The sequence below is a fragment of the Novosphingobium sp. HNCC26DJ243 genome (assembly GCF_057180545.1).
On sequence record NZ_JBXUGN010000006.1, the window covers coordinates 30,005 to 46,593 of the forward strand.

The following is a 16,589-nucleotide window of genomic DNA, read 5'->3' on the forward strand; positions in this document are numbered from 1 at the left end:
GCGGCATAGTTCGATTCCGTGAAGCCCCCCCGTCCATTCGCGGTCGAACCGTCGCGCGGGGGCGTAACCTGCCGCGCCGTCGATGCGCGCGATCCTTTCGCTCCTACCCCTTATCCTGTGCGCGCACCGCGCCGGCGGCACGAAGCTCGCGTGCCAGCGCCTCGCCAACCGCCCCTAGCGGGGGCGGGCGCTAGCAGCGATCCGCTGGAGTGGCAGTTTATCGCCTTTCGCCTTTCCAAAGCCGCTGTTCCGGATCGTCCTCTTGCAGGTCTTGTGCCGAACTAAAGACTGATCAGCGCATCAACACTACGATCGCGGCGAGGAGGACATTGGTGATGGTCAGGACCTCCTCCAAGTAACCCACCGCGCGAGCGCGCTCGCTGTCATCCATGGTTACCAGTGTTAGCGAAACTGGCGCGGCATCCTCGAGTGCCATGCCCAGCCTGGTGGCAAGCTGGGCGACGAGTTCTGTTGTATCCCGGTCCATGGGGCCAGGAAGCCGACAACGGCGGGGCAAGTCCAGACGCAGCTTTCGGGCCTTGTCACATTGCATTGGACTTCGCGGGCGCGGCGAGCATTGGTGAGTTTGTGAATCGCGCCCGTTAGTGGCGCGTAGCCCCGGCCAGCGCGACTGGCGGGGCCTTGGGTGGTGGGAGCGGCATAGTGCAACTCCCAAATGGAGAACCACCCATGACCGAAACCGCTAAGACCAGTCGCCCGCGCAAGATGGCCCGCGAGGCTCAGTCCGCGCCGATCGACGGCATCAATGCCGACGCTGCTGTGCATGCCTCCATTCCCGGCGGACCGGCTATAGTCAAACCGCAGACGAAGGCCAGCCTTGTTCAGGAGTTGCTCGCCCGCGATGGTGGCGCCTCGCTCGCCGAACTTTGCGAGGCCACCAGCTGGCTTCCGCATACCTGCCGGGCCTTCCTGACCAGCCTGCGCAAGCGGGGGCACTCGCCGGAAAAGGCGAAGCGGGATGATGGTATCGCCTTCTATCACCTGCCGCCGGTCGGGGTTGCCGCCTGATGGCCCTCCGCCTCACCATGAAACTCGACAGGCTGGCGGGGCTGGAAGGCGATGCTCTGAGGGCAGAGTGGGTGCGCCGTTTCGGTGCGCCCGCCCCGAATCTGTCGCCGGAATTGCTGCGACTGGGGCTTGGCTACAAGCTGCAGGAGGAGAGGCTGGGCGGCCTTGGCAGCTCAACCAGAAGCTTTCTTCGCCAGTTGATAACTCGCGCGGCCGAGCCGGAGAACAAGGGCCCGATGCCACGCAAGCTCACCCCGGGCACGCGTCTGGTCCGGGACTGGCGTGGAGTCGGCCACACCGTAATCGTGCTGGAGGACGGGTTTGAATACGCTGGCCAGCGCTGGCGGTCGCTCACCGCCATCGCCAAGGCCATCACCGGTAGTCACTGGAATGGCCCCCGGTTCTTCGGCCTCTCGACGAAGGCCAGGAAATGAAGCTGCTGCGCTGCGCTGTCTATACCCGCAAGTCGACCGAGGATGGGCTGGAGCAGGAATTCAACAGTCTCGACGCCCAGCGCGAGGCCTGCGAAGCCTATGTCCTGAGCCAGCGCCACGAGGGCTGGAACCTCGTTCCCGCCCGCTATGATGATGGCGGCTTCTCGGGCGGCAACATGGAGCGGCCCGGTTTGAAGGCGCTCCTTGCCGATGTCGATGCGGGGCTGGTCGATGTCATCGTCGTCTACAAGGTCGACCGCCTGACCCGCAGTCTCGCGGATTTCGCCAAGATCGTCGAACGGCTCGATGCACGGCAGGCGAGTTTCGTCTCGGTGACACAGGCGTTCAACACCACCACCAGCATGGGCCGGCTCACCCTCAACGTGCTGCTATCTTTCGCCCAGTTCGAGCGCGAGGTCACCGGCGAGCGGATCCGCGACAAAATCGCCGCCTCGAAGAAAAAGGGCCTTTGGATGGGTGGGCCGGTGCCGCTCGGCTATCAGGTGGTCGAGCGAAAGCTGGTGCCGGAGCCCGAAGAGGCGGAGCGGGTGCGCTATATCATGCGCTGTTACCTTGAATCGTTTTCGGCGCCACGCCTGCTTGCGCGGCTGGAGCGGGAGGGCATGTTGACAAAGGTCCAGCAACGGGTGAGCGGCCCTCATCGCGGGGGCATCCCGTTCCGGCGGGGCAGCCTGTTCTACCTGCTCAAGAATCCGGTCTATCGTGGTAAGATCGTTCACCGGGGCACCGCTCATGATGGCGAACATGTTCCAATCGTCGACGAGAAACTGTGGGACGCAGTGCAGGCGCGGCTCCGGGAAAAGGCACCACCCCGCAAACGGCCAAAGAATGACCGACAGAACGCGCTGCTGGTCGGATTGCTGGCCGATCCGCATGGGCGCCAGATCGTGCCCACCTATGCCACCAAGGGCACGCGCCGCTACTCGTATTACGAGACCCGCAAAGACCTCGCACGCCCTGCCGATCCGCCGTCCACTCGGTTCGGGCAGGGTGCGCTCGATGGCCATGTCCTGCATCACCTCGGCGCGCTGCTCGAGGATGACCATGGCTTGCGCCGCCTAGCGAACCTCGATGATGCCGGTCTGCTGCGGACCATGTTCGAGGGCGCCAGAATGCTCTGGATGCGCCTAAAGCAGGCGGGCGATGCGCAGGCCGCGATCCGGTCACTGGTCGCGCTGATCAGGGTGGAGAGCGGCAGCCTTGAACTCACCCTCAAGCCCGCCGCGCTCGGTCTCGCCGATCAGCCATGCTGGCGTTGGACCATCTCGCTTCCGGCTCGCAAGCCGTTTCGCGAAGCCAAGCTCAGGATCGACAGTGGGAAACCCGGCAAGTCGGTAAATGACGACTTGCTGGCGCTGCTGGCGAACGCGCGCGCTGCGCTGGAACTGGTCCAATCCAGCCCGGAACTGAGCCTGCATCAGATCGGCAAGCGCGAAGGGCGCTGCCGGACCCATCTTGCGCGTCTCCTGCGCATCGTGTGGCTCAGCCCCCGGATCGTCGAGGCGATCGTCGACGGTGCGCAACCCCGCAAGCTTACCCGCCAAATGCTTCTCGCGGCGAACCTGCCGATCGACTGGGCGGCGCAGGAGCGGCTGCTCGGCTTCGCCGGTTGAACGCCCCACCATCAGGCAAATGACAGTGAAGCCGGGTTCTTGCGCACAGAGAATCCGGCTCTTTTTGTGCCGTCAGCCAGGGGCGGGACGGCGTCTCTGGCTTCAAAGCGGGAAGATGGCTCGCGAAACCTCGCGGAACCGCGCCACTTGTACGCAGGGCGCCCCCGAGGGGGTGGTTTCCGTTCGCTATGAAGACTGTTTGGTGCGGTCGAGAAGACTCGAACTTCCACGGGCTTTCGCCCACAACGACCTCAACGTTGCGCGTCTACCAATTCCGCCACGACCGCATAATCAGACGGGGTGCCAGTTCGAAGAAAGGCTCCCCGTGGGGGGTAGGAGCGCGCCCCTAGCAAAGAGGTTTGCAGGGCGCAACAACGATCGGAACTTTTTTGTTGTCCCGTCGTCGAGAAGGCCGGTCAGTCGGGCTTCCAGCCGATCTCGGCAACCTTGGCGGACTTGGGCACATCGGTCACCGCCGCGTTGATCGTAACGCTCTCGCCGGGAGCCAGTTCATCCTGCGGCGGCGGCACTTCCCAGGTCTTGACGACCTTGTCCTTAGAATCACGCAAGACGATCAGGATCGCGGGCAACGCACGCACGTCCTTGCCGACATTGCTCACCGTGCCGCTCGCGCCGAAGTACTCGGTGCCATTGGGCAACTGGCGTCGGTCCTGCTTTTCGGGGGGGAACGACAGTTCAAGATCAGGCCGGTCGGCCCCGAAAGTCTGGCCTGCTCCGGGCAGCCATTGCGGCAGACCGAAGTACCAGGCGGCGGCACCGAGAGCCATGACTGACAGCGCGAACGCCACTGCAGCCATTGTCCACAGTTTTGCAGGATTGCGGCGCGGTCGGAACGGCGGCTGGTGATCGAACGGAGACGGGCTTTCCTCCTCGACCGGCTCCACCACGCGGGCCGGGCGCCGCAAAGGCGGAGGTGTCGGTGGCTCGGCCTCGATCGTCGGCGCGGATTCCGATGGGGCCATCGAAACGACCGGGGAAGCAGGCGCTGGCGCGGTCGGAGCCTGTGCTACGGGAGCAGCCTCTTCGACATCGCGGCCAATTTCATCATGCGAAACAGAGGTTTGCGCCATTGCGGGCATGGGCGCCGGCGCGCGTTCAGCCAGTTCTGGGCCGTTCTGGAACCAGGAATGGCGGCAGCGTGCACATCGCACGGTCCTGCCCTCCACGCCGATTGCGGTGTCGGGAACGACATAGCGCGTCGAGCAGGCGGGGCACGCGATGATCATGCGTACGGGTTAAGCATGGCCGGGGCCGTCGAAACAATAGCCTCACCCACCAAGAAACGCTTTTGCGGCCTTTTTTCCACATGGATTGCCGCGTATAGCCGTTTTACCAACCCGATTATTGCGCACACCAACCGGATACAGTCTCCCGATCATGAACCAGTCCGACGATGCGGAGATTGTCCAGTTCGACAATGTCGGCCTGCGCTATGGCACGGGCAAGGAAGTGCTGACCGATGTCAGCTTCACGTTGTTTTCAGGACGATTCTATTTCCTGACTGGCGCATCGGGCGCGGGCAAGACCAGCCTGCTTAAGCTGCTCTATCTTTCGCAACGCCCCTCGCGCGGGCTGATCCGGATGTTCGGAACCGATGCGATCACACTTCCGCGCGAACGGCTTCCGGGCTTTCGCCGCCGTCTCGGGGTCGTGTTCCAGGACTTCCGGCTGGTGCAGCATCTCTCCGCGTTCGACAATGTTGCGCTGCCCTTGCGCGTTGCGGGCGTGCCTGAACGGGACATCATCCGCCCGGTCACCGACATGCTCGAATGGGTGGGCCTCGGCGATCGCAGTCACGCGCGGCCGGCCACGCTTTCGGGCGGTGAGCAGCAGCGCGTCGCCATCGCCCGCGCCGTGATCGGCCGCCCCGACATGCTGGTCGCGGACGAACCCACCGGAAACGTCGATCCCGACATGGCGGTCAAGCTGTTGCGCCTGTTCGAGGCGCTCAACCGCCTCGGCACGACTGTCGTGGTCGCCACGCACGACATTCACCTGATCCAGAAGATGCCCGATTCGCTGATCATGCGGCTCGACAAGGGGCGCCTGTCCGATCCAACGGGCGCGCTCCGCTATCCTCCTCGCCGTGCGATGCAGCCGCCACGACCGGACGTGCTCGGAGCATGAGCGTCTTGCCTGCCGTGGTCGATGCCCTGCGCGGCGAATGGCGTGACCGCGCCAGTGCGGAGAACCGGCTGCTGCCGCAGGGCAAGCTTTCCGGCCCGATGCCCTGGGTCATCGCGATCATGATCGGCCTGACCGTGGTCGCCACCGCGAGCGGCCTTGCCTTGCGCAACACGGCAAGGGTAGCAAGCGCGGACGTCACAGGCGGCGTCACCGTGCAGATCGTTCACGGCGCACCACGCGAGCGCGACCGCCAGGCCAAGGCAGCGCTTGCTGTAATCAACGCCACGCCCGGCATCGAGACCGCCAGGCTCGTGCCGCAAGACGAACTCAACGCCCTTGTCGAACCCTGGCTCGGCACCAGCGCCGGTGACGACATCAACGCCCTGCCCATTCCCGCGCTGATCGACGTGCGTCTGACCGATGGCGCGAACGACGCGCATATCACCACCCTGCGCCAACGCCTGAAAGGACCAGCCCCGGCAGCACGGATCGACGCGCAGGCGAGTTGGCTGGCCCCGGTCTTCGAGGCAATCACGACGCTGCAATGGCTGGCGGGCGGCCTCATTGCGCTTCTCGCTTTCGCCACGATCGCCACCGTGCTGCTCGCCTCGCGCAATGCTCTGGGCAATCACCGCGCGACGATCGAGATCGTCCACATGCTCGGCGGCACCGACAGCCAGATCGCCCGCATCTTCCAGCGCTCGATGGCGGTCGACGCAGCGGCAGGCGGCATTGGCGGGCTGCTGCTCGGCGTTGTCGCCACGGCATTGCTCGGGCGCCAGTTCGCGGCGCTCGGATCGGGCATGATGACCTCGTCGGGTCTTGACTGGATCGACTGGCTGTTCATCTGCTGCATCCCGCTCGCTGGCGTTCTGCTTGCCGTTCTCACCGCACGCTACACCGTGCTTGGAGCGTTGAGGCGGATGCTGTGACGAAGCGCGGCATCTTTCGGCGGCTCCTCTCGCTGCTGCTGCTGGCCTGGGCGCTCGGCTTCATCTGGTTCGCAACCTTCCTGCCGCGACCGCTTGCAGGGCCTGTACGCACCGAAGGCATCATCGCACTGACGGGCGGCGGAGGACGCATCCCCCACGCCCTGCGCCTGCTAGAACGCGGTGCGGCCAAGCGGCTGCTCGTCTCGGGCGTCGATCGCGAAGTGCGCCCGCGTGAATTCGCGGTCGAATATGAAGTGCCGGACAAGCTGATGTCCTGCTGCATCATGCTCGGCTACGACGCCGTCGACACGCACACAAATGCCGTCGAATCCGCGCGTTGGATGAAGGAGAACAAGATCTCCTCGGTGCGGCTTGTCACCACCGACTGGCACATGCGTCGCGCCGCGTTTGACCTTGCCGAAGAAGTGCCAGCGGGCACCGTGATCCTTGAAGACGCCGTTCCGTCGCGCCCCAGCTTCCGCATCCTGTTCCTTGAATACAACAAGCTGGTAGCGCGGCTGCTCGCATGGGCTATTGGCTGGTAATGATCCGCACCCTAGCTTCCATCGCGCGCAGTCTCGTTTTCTACGCCGTGTTCTATCTCGGATCGGTGCCCTATGTGCTCGCCTCGCTCGCCCAGATGAAGGTTTCACAGGGGGCTTTCCGCTGGGTCGTTCGCGAATGGAGCCACTGGCACCGCCTGTGCTGCCGCTTCCTGCTCGGCATCAGGGTCGAGCTGGAAAGCCCGGTGTTTCGCTCCGGCGTCCTCTACGCGGTCAAGCATGAAGCGTTCTTCGAAGCGATCGACATGCCGTGGCTGTTCCTCAACCCGGTCGTCTTCGCCAAGGCCGAGCTTCTGCGCATTCCCGGCTGGGGCTTTGCCGGCGCGCGCTTCGGCCTGATCGGAGTTGATCGCGAAGGTGGCGCACGCGCGCTGCGCGCCATGCTGACCGAAGCCCGAGCGCGCATTGCCGAGGAACGGCCACTGGTGATCTTCCCCGAAGGCACGCGCATTCCCCACGGAGAACGTCGCGCGCTGCAGTCGGGCTTTGCCGGAATCTACAAGCTTCTCGGGTTGCCGGTAATCCCGGTCGCGGTCGACAGTGGTCCACTCTACCACCGCCGATGGAAGCAGCCGGGGACCGTGCGCTACCGCTTTGGCGAAGAAATCCCGCCCGGCCTCCCGCGCGAGGACATCGAGGCTCGCGTCGAAGCCGCGATCAACGCGCTCAATCCATGAGCGAGACCGAAACCCGCCCGCTCATGTCCGTACTTGGCCCCGGGCTTGTCACCGGCGCGGCTGACGACGATCCGTCCGGCATTGGCACTTACAGCCAGATCGGGGCTCAATTCGGCTACGGCATGGCCTGGACCATGCTGTTCGGCTTTCCTCTGCTCGCTTCCACCCAGGCGATCTGCGCGCAGATCGGCGCGACTACGGGGCGTGGGATCGCGCACAACCTGCGCCGCCACTATCCCCCGACGCTCTTGCGGGTGATGGTCCTGCTCCTGCTGATCGCCAACGTGATCAATCTTGGCGCCGATCTGGGAGCTATGGGCGCGGCTTTGGGCCTCCTGGTTCCCGGTCCGGTGCTGGCGTTCACCGTTCTCTTCGGCGTATTGAGCGTCCTTGCCGAGGTGTTCATCGCCTACAACCGCTACGCCAGCATCCTCAAGTGGACGACCCTTTCGCTGTTCTCCTACGTCGCCGTGGTCTTCGTCGCCGGAGTGAACTGGTGGGACGCGCTGCGCGGGGTCGCCATCCCGTCCTTCACGCTCGACCGTGATCACACGATGGCGCTGGTCGCCGTATTCGGTACCACGATCAGCCCCTACCTGTTCTTCTGGCAGGCCGGGCAGGAGGTGGAAGAGCAGCACCGCCGCCATACCAAGCCGCTTCATGTGTCGCCGCGCTCGGCAGGGCCCGAACTCAAGCGCATCCGCACCGATACGCTGGTCGGGATGGGCTTTTCGCACCTCACTGCCTTGTTCATCATCATCGCCACAGCCGCCACGCTCAACGCCCACGGCGTCACCGACATAACCTCGGCCGCGCAGGCCGCAAACGCCCTGCGTCCGATCGCGGGAAACCTCGCCTTCGCGTTTTTCGCCATCGGCATCATCGGCACCGGCCTGCTTGCCGTGCCGGTCCTCGCAGGCTCGGCAGCCTATGCCGTGTCCGAGACCTTCCGCTGGCCCGAGGGCCTCGACCGCAAGCCGCGCGAGGCCAAGGCTTTCTACGGCGTGATCGCGGTGGCGACATTGGGCGGCGTTGCGCTCAATTTCACCGGGCTCGATCCGATGCGCGCGCTCTACTGGGCCGCCGTGGTCAACGGCCTGCTCGCCCCGCCCCTGATGGTCGTGACCATGCTGATCGCACGCAACCCGCGCGTCATGGGGCACCTGACGATCTCGCGCAAACTCGCCTTCGGCGGCTGGCTCTCCACCGCCGTGATGTGGGGAATTGCGCTGCTGTTCCTGCTTGGCTGAGCGTTACCTGCCGCCGCTGTGGTCCGACCGACCGAAGTCGGGCCGCGCATCGTCCTGACCCATCTCGATGATACCCCGGCGGATCGCGCGAGTGCGGGTGAAGTGATCGAACAGCACGTCGCCATCACCCTTGCGGATCGCCTTCTGCAATTCGGTGAGGTCTTCTGTGAAACGCTGGAGCATTTCCAGCACCGCCTCGCGGTTCGTCAGGAAGACGTCGCGCCACATCGTCGGATCCGAAGCGGCGATGCGAGTGAAGTCGCGGAAGCCACCGGCCGAGTACTTGATCACTTCGCTCTGGGTGACCTGCTCAAGATCCGACGCCGTGCCGACGATCGTGTAAGCGATAAGGTGTGGCAGGTGGCTGGTGACAGCAAGGACCTTGTCGTGATGATCGGGGTCCATCGTCTCGACGCGGGCGCCAAGCGCTTCCCAGAAGGCAACCATCCGCGCAACGAGGGCCGGATCGGCGGCCTCGGGCGGAGTCACGATGCACCAGCGATTGGAAAACAGTGTGGCAAAGCCTGCGTCAGGGCCGCTGCGCTCCGTCCCTGCCACGGGGTGGGCCGGTATGATCGCGTGATCGGGCAGCGCCTCGGCAAGTGCGCGCGCAACCGATGCCTTTGAAGAACCGACGTCGCTGATCACTGCATCGGGCCGCAGGCCCGGTGCGAGCGCTGCTGCCGCCGCACCCATGGCGCCAACCGGCACGCACAGAACCACGAGGTCCGATCCCTGTGCAGCCTCGACCGGCGTTTCCGCAACGCTGTGCGCAAGGCCCAGCTCTCGCGCCTTGGCGCGCACCTCGGCATCCGCATCGTAGCCGATCACCCGGACACCGGGCATGTGCGCCTGTACCGAAAGCCCGACCGATCCGCCGAGCAAGCCCAGCCCGACGATCGTCACTTGCGAGAACGGCGCCACGCTCACTTTGCAGCCTCGCACATTGCACGGATCGCGTCTGCGATCTCGTCCATCTGCTCGGCCGTGCCAATCGTGATGCGCAGGCCTTGGGGCAGTCCCTGCCCGGGCAACCAGCGCGTGATGTAGCCGTGGTCCATCAAGCCAAGATAGACTGCTTCGGCAGTCAGCTTGCCTTCGAACAGGATAAGCACGAAGTTGGCCTGGCTCGGCAAGGGCCGCACGCCGTGGTTGCCGAGCGCTGCCAGCTTCCCGACAAACCGCGCCCGCTGCTCGGCATTGTGCTTGCGCGACGCCTCGACGAAAGCCTGATCCTGCACCGCGGCAAGTCCTGATGCCTGACCGCTCAGCGAGACATTGAAGGGTCCGCGAATGCGGTTGAGCATGTCGACCACGTCGGCATGACCCGTGCCCCAGCCGATCCGCTCGCCCGCAAGGCCATAGATCTTCGAGAACGTGCGGGTTGCCAGCACGTTGGCCGAGTTGGTCGCAAGCTCCAGCGCGCCGTCATCGTGTTCCGGATCGAGATATTCGGCGTAGGCCCCGTCGAGCACCAGCAGGATGTCCGGCCGGAGACCTGCGTGCAGCCGCGCAATCTCTGCGCGCGGCAGCCAGCTTCCAGTGGGGTTGTTCGGATTGGCAAGGAACACCACGCGCGTCCGTTCGGTCACGCAGGCGAGAAGCGCGTCGACGTCGGTGCCGTAATCGGTATCGGGCGCCACCACCGGCACCGCGCCACAGCGCCTTGCGGCAATGTCGTAGACCGAAAAGCCATAGCGTACGTAGAGCACTTCATCGCCGGGCCCGGCATAGGCCTGTGCTGCAAGGTTGAGCAGTTCGTCCGACCCTGTGCCCATGACGATCCGCTTGGGATCGAGCCCATGAACTTCGCCGATCGCGCGGCGCAGCGCGACACTGTCGGGATCAGGGTAGCGCGCCGGATCGCCCGCATGACCGCGCGCCTCGAGCGCTGCTGCGCTTGACCCCAGCGGGTTTTCATTGGCGGAGAGCTTGGTCAGCACCTTGCCGTCTGCACCGGTCGACTTGCCGGGGACGTAGGCGTGAATGCCGAGGATCCAGTCCTTGGGTTGCGGAGCGTTTGCCATGATGGCCTGCGCCTTAGTGTTTACGCAGGTTCCGGGCAAGCGGACCGCAAGTGCTGGACGAAAAAAGGGCCGGAAGCGGGCTAGCGCTTCCGGCCTTGAGTCTGTTCGCAGGAGGAACATGGTTTGGCGGGGTGAGGGATGAGAGGGAGAGGATCTGGTTTCCCCCACCCCGCCAATTCGGTGAGATCAGTAGTTATAGGCGCGTTCGCCGTGCTCGGAGATGTCGAGGCCTTCGCGCTCGGATTCCTCCGTCGGACGCAGACCGAAGATCTTGTCGACGATGAAGAACAGGATCGCGGAACCGACACCCGAGAAGACCAGCGTGAGCAGGACGGCCTTGATCTGGATGAAGACCTGCTTGCCCATGTCGTAGCTGGCGGCATCGAAGCCGGCAGGGAACACGGTGTAGTCGAACACGCCCTGACCACCCAGCGAAGGGGCCGCCATCACGCCGGTTGCGATTGCGCCGACGATGCCGCCGATGCAGTGCACGCCGAACACGTCGAGCGTATCGTCATACTTCAGCTTGTTCTTCACCGTGCTGACGAAGAAGTAGCAGATCGGCGAAACGAGCAGGCCGAGCACGATCGAGGTCATCGGCGCGCCGTAGCCCGAAGCCGGGGTGATCGCGACGAGGCCGGCGACGGCACCCGTTGCAGCGCCCAGCATCGAAGGCTTGCCATGGTGAAGCTGCTCGACGATCGCCCAGGAGACGGCGGCGGCAGCGGTGGCGACGAAGGTGTTGATGAAAGCAACTGCGGTCACGCCGTTGGCTTCGAGGTTGGAACCGGCGTTGAAGCCGAACCAGCCCACCCACAGCAGCGAGGCACCGATCATGGTCATGGTCAGAGAATGCGGCGGAGTGGCTTCCTTGCCGAAGCCGACGCGCTTGCCGATCATGAGGCAGCCGACGAGACCAGCGATACCGGCGTTGATGTGAACCACGGTGCCACCGGCGAAGTCGAGCGCGCCCATGCCCCAAAGGTAGCCATAGTCGGTCGGAGCATCAGCCAGGAAGTCCGGGCCGGCCCAGTACCACACCATGTGCGCCATCGGGAAATAGATGCAGGTCAGCCACAGCACGGTGAAGACCATCAGCGGCGTGAACTTCACGCGTTCCGCAAAAGCACCGACGATCAACGCCGGCGTGATGCAGGCGAAGGTCATCTGGAAGATGACGAAGGCGAGTTCGGGAATGTAGACGTTGTTCGAGAAAGTCGCCGCGTAAGTCGTGGCATCCACGCCCATGAGGAACACCTTGCCGAAGCCGCCAATGAACGCATTGCCGCTGGTGAAGGCCATCGAGTAGCCCCAGCTCACCCAGACGAGCGCTGCGACCGAAACGATCATGAACACCTGCATCAGCACGCTGAGCATGTTCTTGGTGCGGACAAGGCCGCCGTAAAAAAGAGCGAGAGCGGGCACGCTCATCAGCAGGACGAGCACCGAGCTCATCAGCATCCAGGTCGTGTCGCCCTTGTCGACCATGCCGGCCATCTGCTCGGCGGTCGGAGCCTTGATCGGCCCATCTTGTGCAAAGGCAGCCGTAGCGGCGAAGAGCGAAGCGCCCGTTCCCACCAAGCCACCGATCATCTTACGGATCATGTTGGTTCCCCTAAGGTCGGAAATGGAAAGCCCGCTCAAAGCGCGGTGTCCCCGGTTTCGCCGGTGCGGATGCGGGTCGCCGACGCGAGGTCGAGGACGAACACCTTGCCGTCACCGATGGCTTCCGTGCTGGCAGCCTGCTGGATCGTCTCGACGATCTGCGGCGCGAGGTCGTCGCTCGCGGCGATCTCGATCTTCACCTTCGGAAGCATGTTGGTGGAGTACTCAGCGCCGCGGTAAATCTCGGTCTGGCCCTTTTGCCGACCAAAACCCTTCACCTCCGACACCGTCATCCCAGCAACGCCCAAAGCCGACAGCGCTTCGCGCACTTCGTCGAGCTTGAACGGCTTGATGATGGCGATGATGAACTTCATTCATGCCCCCTTTCATGACCCTTCGCACCGGGCGACCTGCCGGCAAGAGTGATTAAGCAAGGGGCGTGCCAAATCCGCAATTTCACGGATTCAGACGGTTACGGGAACCAAACAAGCCGAAAGACGCTTATGCGCGCCCGATTCTTGGGCAATGTGAGGCATCTGCCTCTTTTTTAAGCAGGCAAAAGCGCCTTGATTCAGGGCAGCCTGAGATGTGCCCAGACGGGGAGATGGTCCGAGCCGATCGCGGCAAGCGGGCTGTGATGGACGCCGCTGCCATCGACCTCCCACCCTTGCGAGACGACGATCCGGTCAAGCTGAGCCATCGGCCGGCGCGAGGGGAAACTGCGTCCGGGAGCCAGCACCCGGAACGGGGCAGTAAAGGCCGCCAGCGCCCCGCCGGTAACCGACCATTCGTTGAAATCGCCCATCAGCACTGCGTGCCCTGGTTCGTCATAGCCCGCGATATGGCCGCAGACCGTCTCGACCTGGGCGCGGCGGCGCAGGCCCGACAGGTCGAGGTGCATCCCCATGACCCGCACAAGATGGCCGTCGACCCGCAAGGTGGTGCAGACTGCCCCGCGCGGCTCCAGCGTCGGCAGCGGAACCGCGCAAGCTCCGACGACTTCGATGTCGCGCCGGACCAGCAAGGCATTGCCATGCCAGCCCATGCTCATGCCTGTCCGTGCGCGATCGAAGTGTCCCGGCTCGACCGCGCGCCACGGGCTGTGGTCGTCGAGCGTCGCGCGCGGGATCACCGCCTCGCGCATGCCATAGCGCAAGTCCGCCTCCTGCAAGGCAATCACATCGGCATCGATTTCACGCAGGATCGTCAGGATGCGGTCGGGATCGCGCCGCCGGTCAAGACCGACGCCCTTGTGGATGTTGTAGCTGGCGACCTTCAGTTTCACGACGGCGTCAGGCGCCACCGATGTAGCGATCGGTCGGCCGCACTGGCAGCCCGTCAATGCTCCGAGTCCGTCCGGCAACCTTGGCTTCCCACGCAACCGGATCGGCCTGCGCGTGATACTTGACCAGCGTTGCCCGTTCGTGATCGAGCGTCATTACAGGGACGCCCCAGCCGCAGCTCGTCTGGACGCAGTCCACCGCGATGTCGAAGATCTGGCGCGTGCCCGGCAGTACCGTGAAATGTGCGGCAATGTCTGCCCATTCAGGATCGGCGGGCAGCACCGGCCTGCCCCGACCGTAAAGCCGCAGGATCAGCGCGGGGTTTTCGAAGTTGCACATCATCACGGTGATGCGTCCGTCAGCCAGAAGATGCGCGTGGGTTTCGTTGCCCGAGCCGCCAAGATCGAGATAGGCGACCCGGTTCGGTCCGAGCACGCGGAAGCTGTCATACCCCTTGGGCGAGAGGTTTATCCGCCCTTCGCCCGCGGCCGTCGCCACGAAGAACACCGCCTGCCGACCGATCATCGCCTCGTGCGCAGGCGTGATGTGGTCGGTGAAGTCTGCCATCAGAGAAAATCCTTCAGCGCGGCGATGAACTGGTCGAACTGGTCATGATGCAGCCAATGGCCCGCATCGGCGAATTCCACCACTTCGGCATTGCGGAAATGCGCAGCCATGCCGTTGCGCTCCGGGTTGCCGGCCCACGAATCCGCGCCATTGAGCAGCAGCGTCGGGCAGGTTATCGCCTTCCACAGCTCGTTGCGCTGCTCGATCGTAATGTCATAGGGCGCACCATCGACATTGAGGTGCGGGTCGAACTTCCAGCTGAAGGTGCCATCCTCGTTGCGATTGATGCCGTGCAGCGTCAGGTGCCTTGCTTGGGCGTCGGTCAGGTACGGATTCTCGCCCTTCATTCGTGCATAGGCGTCTTCGAGCGTCGCATAACGGCGCGGCAGGCGCCCGGCGGCCTTGCGCTTTTCGCCAATGAATTCGCGGACCCTTCGCGCGAAGGGCACGTCCTTGATCAAAGCCTCGCGCTCTGGCGTCGGAAACAGCCCCTCGATCGCCACGATCTTGCGCACGTTCTCGGGGAAAAGGCCGGCGTAGCGCAGGCTGGTGTTCGCGCCCCAAGAGTGCGAGACGATCGTAACTGGCGCAAGATCAAGCTGGTGGATCAGCTGCGCGACGTCATAGACGAGGTCCATCGTCCGGTAATTGCCGTCCTGCGTCCACTGACTGTCACCATGCCCGCGATGATCCAGCGCGATGATGTGCCAGTCTTCGCGCAGCGCCTCGGCGGTCCAGTCCCACGACCGACAATGGTCGCGCCCGCCGTGCACGAGCAGCAGCGGCGGCTTGTCGGCATTGCCCCAATCCACGTAGTGGAGGCGCAGGCGTTGCGAAATGAAGGTGTTCGAAGTGGGACCGAGCAATTGCATGGAGGGGTAACTGCACCCCCTGCCATCCGGTTTCAACCCCGCAGAACTTACCTTTCTTTCGTTGCAGAGAATACCAGTTCAGGATTGCGCTCCTGCTGGTAACCGACATCCCATGCCGATCGCGCCATGAACACCGGATCGCCGTCGCGGTCCTTGGCCAAGTTTGACATATTGAAATCTGCGAATGATTTCAACGCACTGTCGCTTCCCTTGAGCCAGCGCGCGGTATCGAAGGGCGAAGCTTCGAGGACCGCTTCGACCTTGTATTCTGCCTCGAGCCGCGAAATCAGCACGTCAAGCTGGAGCTGGCCGACGACGCCGACGATCCATTGCGAACCAATCTCCGGGTAGAACACCTGGATCACGCCTTCTTCTGACAGGTCGTCCAGAGCCTTGCGCAATTGCTTGGTCTTGGTCGGGTCCTTCAGTGCCACGCGCCGCAGGATTTCCGGCGCGAAGTTTGGAAGACCGGTGAAGCGCACGTCGTTGCGTTCCGAGAGCGTATCGCCCACGCGCAACGTGCCGTGGTTCGGAATGCCGATGATGTCGCCCGCCTCGGCGGTATCGGCAATCTCGCGGTCCTGCGCGAAGAACAGGATCGGCGAATGCACCGCGATGGGCTTGCCCAGGCCCGAAGGCGTCAGCTTCATCCCGCGCTTGAAGGTGCCCGAAACCATCCGCATGAATGCGATACGGTCGCGGTGCTGCGGGTCCATGTTGGCCTGCACCTTGAAGATGAACCCGGTCACGTCGGGCCTTTCCGGATCCACCGTGCCGACGCTAGACGATTGCGGGCGCGGCGGCGGTGCAAACTTCGCGATGGCATCGATCAGGTCGATCACGCCGAAATTCTTTAGCGCCGATCCGAAATAGACCGGCGTCAGGTCGCCATTGCGATAGGCCTCGAGATCGAACTCGGGATAGCCCGCCCGCGCCAGTTCGATTTCCTCGGCGATGTCTTGGGGAATATCGTCAGCTGGCCCCACCTTGCCGAGAAACTCGCGGCTGTCGCCCTCGGGGCGCGCGATGGTTTCGTCGGCGAAGCTCATCACGCCCTGGAACACGCCGCCCATGCCGATCGGCCACGACATCGGCACGACGTCGAGCGCAAGCGCATCGGCCACCTCGTCCAGCGTCTCGAATACCGAACGACCTTCCCGGTCGACCTTGTTGACGAAAGTGATGATCGGGACCGAACGCATGCGACAGACCTCGAACAGCTTGCGGGTCTGCGGCTCGATGCCCTTGGCCGCGTCGATCACCATGATCGCCGAATCGACTGCGGTGAGCGTGCGATAGGTGTCTTCGGAGAAGTCCTCGTGGCCCGGCGTGTCGAGCAGGTTGAAGACGATACCGTCCTTCTGGAACGTCATCACCGACGAGGTCACCGAGATACCGCGCTGCTGCTCGATCTTCATCCAGTCCGAGCGCGCGCGCCGCGCAGCCCCACGCGCCTTGACCTCGCCGGCAAGATGAATCGCGCCGCCCTGAAGCAGCAGCTTCTCGGTCAGTGTGGTCTTGCCCGCGTCAGGGTGCGAAATGATGGCGAAGGTGCGGCGATTTGACAT

General features: G+C 64.1%; 18 protein-coding genes and 1 tRNA gene. 8 read left to right on the plus strand and 11 right to left on the minus strand.

The window, feature by feature from the left end:
• Positions 1-292: 292 nt before the first annotated feature.
• Positions 293-487 carry a hypothetical protein gene (locus tag AC2A04_RS15295; protein WP_484213228.1) on the minus strand — a complete coding sequence of 65 codons (195 nt, stop codon included), beginning with the start codon at positions 485-487 and terminating at the stop codon, positions 293-295.
• A gap of 203 nt (positions 488-690) precedes the next feature.
• Here AC2A04_RS15295 and AC2A04_RS15300 point away from each other — a divergent pair, with 203 nt between their 5' ends.
• From AC2A04_RS15300 to AC2A04_RS15310, 3 genes are read left to right on the plus strand one after another with little or no spacing between them, the layout of a single operon-like run.
• The gene (locus tag AC2A04_RS15300; protein ID WP_484213229.1) at positions 691-1,029 is read left to right on the plus strand and encodes a DUF3489 domain-containing protein; all 339 of its coding nucleotides are present in this window, start codon (positions 691-693) and stop codon (positions 1,027-1,029) included.
• Between the two features lie 17 nt (positions 1,030-1,046).
• Complete coding sequence (locus tag AC2A04_RS15305) at positions 1,047-1,463, plus strand: DUF2924 domain-containing protein (protein ID WP_484213230.1); 417 nt, start codon at positions 1,047-1,049, stop codon at positions 1,461-1,463.
• The gene (locus AC2A04_RS15310; protein WP_484213231.1) at positions 1,460-3,097 is read left to right on the plus strand and encodes a recombinase family protein; all 1,638 of its coding nucleotides are present in this window, start codon (positions 1,460-1,462) and stop codon (positions 3,095-3,097) included. The genes AC2A04_RS15305 and AC2A04_RS15310 overlap by 4 nt, the downstream gene beginning before the upstream one ends.
• A 200-nt stretch (positions 3,098-3,297) precedes the next feature.
• Here AC2A04_RS15310 and AC2A04_RS15315 read toward each other — a convergent pair.
• Both AC2A04_RS15315 and AC2A04_RS15320 read right to left on the minus strand, forming a co-directional pair.
• A tRNA-Leu gene (locus tag AC2A04_RS15315) sits at positions 3,298-3,384 on the minus strand.
• 129 nt (positions 3,385-3,513) lie between these two features.
• On the minus strand, positions 3,514-4,344 hold the full coding sequence (locus AC2A04_RS15320) for a zinc-ribbon domain-containing protein (protein WP_484213232.1): 831 nt from the start codon (positions 4,342-4,344) through the stop codon (positions 3,514-3,516).
• A 151-nt stretch (positions 4,345-4,495) separates the two neighbouring features.
• Between AC2A04_RS15320 and ftsE the strand changes: the two genes are divergently transcribed.
• The 5 genes from ftsE to AC2A04_RS15345 are packed head-to-tail and all read left to right on the plus strand — an operon-like array spanning position 4,496 to position 8,667.
• Positions 4,496-5,245 (plus strand): cell division ATP-binding protein FtsE, encoded by a 750-nt coding sequence (ftsE, locus tag AC2A04_RS15325; RefSeq protein WP_484213233.1) that lies wholly within the window; start codon positions 4,496-4,498, stop codon positions 5,243-5,245.
• Positions 5,242-6,177: a cell division protein FtsX gene (locus tag AC2A04_RS15330; RefSeq protein ID WP_484213234.1), complete on the plus strand. Its 936-nt coding sequence runs from the start codon at positions 5,242-5,244 to the stop codon at positions 6,175-6,177. The genes ftsE and AC2A04_RS15330 overlap by 4 nt, the downstream gene beginning before the upstream one ends.
• The gene (locus AC2A04_RS15335; RefSeq protein ID WP_484213235.1) at positions 6,174-6,722 is read left to right on the plus strand and encodes a YdcF family protein; all 549 of its coding nucleotides are present in this window, start codon (positions 6,174-6,176) and stop codon (positions 6,720-6,722) included. Before AC2A04_RS15330 ends, AC2A04_RS15335 begins: the two co-directional genes overlap by 4 nt.
• Complete coding sequence (locus AC2A04_RS15340; RefSeq protein ID WP_484213236.1) at positions 6,722-7,417, plus strand: lysophospholipid acyltransferase family protein; 696 nt, start codon at positions 6,722-6,724, stop codon at positions 7,415-7,417. The genes AC2A04_RS15335 and AC2A04_RS15340 overlap by 1 nt, the downstream gene beginning before the upstream one ends.
• Complete coding sequence (locus AC2A04_RS15345; protein WP_484213237.1) at positions 7,414-8,667, plus strand: NRAMP family divalent metal transporter; 1,254 nt, start codon at positions 7,414-7,416, stop codon at positions 8,665-8,667. Before AC2A04_RS15340 ends, AC2A04_RS15345 begins: the two co-directional genes overlap by 4 nt.
• Positions 8,668-8,670: 3 nt before the next feature.
• Here the strand turns inward: AC2A04_RS15345 and AC2A04_RS15350 are convergent, their stop codons facing one another.
• From AC2A04_RS15350 to AC2A04_RS15385, 8 genes are all read right to left on the minus strand, one after another.
• Entirely contained in the window at positions 8,671-9,591 is a 921-nt protein-coding gene (locus AC2A04_RS15350; RefSeq protein WP_484213419.1) for a prephenate/arogenate dehydrogenase family protein, read from the minus strand.
• Positions 9,592-9,593: 2 nt separating this feature from the next.
• The gene (locus tag AC2A04_RS15355; RefSeq protein ID WP_484213238.1) at positions 9,594-10,694 is read right to left on the minus strand and encodes a pyridoxal phosphate-dependent aminotransferase; all 1,101 of its coding nucleotides are present in this window, start codon (positions 10,692-10,694) and stop codon (positions 9,594-9,596) included.
• A gap of 186 nt (positions 10,695-10,880) precedes the next feature.
• Entirely contained in the window at positions 10,881-12,299 is a 1,419-nt protein-coding gene (locus AC2A04_RS15360) for an ammonium transporter (protein WP_484213239.1), read from the minus strand.
• 35 nt (positions 12,300-12,334) lie between these two features.
• Positions 12,335-12,673 (minus strand): P-II family nitrogen regulator, encoded by a 339-nt coding sequence (locus AC2A04_RS15365; RefSeq protein ID WP_054107869.1) that lies wholly within the window; start codon positions 12,671-12,673, stop codon positions 12,335-12,337.
• Positions 12,674-12,870: 197 nt separating this feature from the next.
• Positions 12,871-13,584: an endonuclease/exonuclease/phosphatase family protein gene (locus tag AC2A04_RS15370; protein WP_484213420.1), complete on the minus strand. Its 714-nt coding sequence runs from the start codon at positions 13,582-13,584 to the stop codon at positions 12,871-12,873.
• 7 nt (positions 13,585-13,591) lie between these two features.
• On the minus strand, positions 13,592-14,149 hold the full coding sequence (locus AC2A04_RS15375) for a pyridoxamine 5'-phosphate oxidase family protein (RefSeq protein ID WP_484213240.1): 558 nt from the start codon (positions 14,147-14,149) through the stop codon (positions 13,592-13,594).
• Positions 14,149-15,021: an alpha/beta fold hydrolase gene (locus AC2A04_RS15380; RefSeq protein WP_484213241.1), complete on the minus strand. Its 873-nt coding sequence runs from the start codon at positions 15,019-15,021 to the stop codon at positions 14,149-14,151. Before AC2A04_RS15380 ends, AC2A04_RS15375 begins: the two co-directional genes overlap by 1 nt.
• A 47-nt stretch (positions 15,022-15,068) precedes the next feature.
• Positions 15,069-16,589: a peptide chain release factor 3 gene (locus AC2A04_RS15385; protein WP_484213242.1), complete on the minus strand. Its 1,521-nt coding sequence runs from the start codon at positions 16,587-16,589 to the stop codon at positions 15,069-15,071.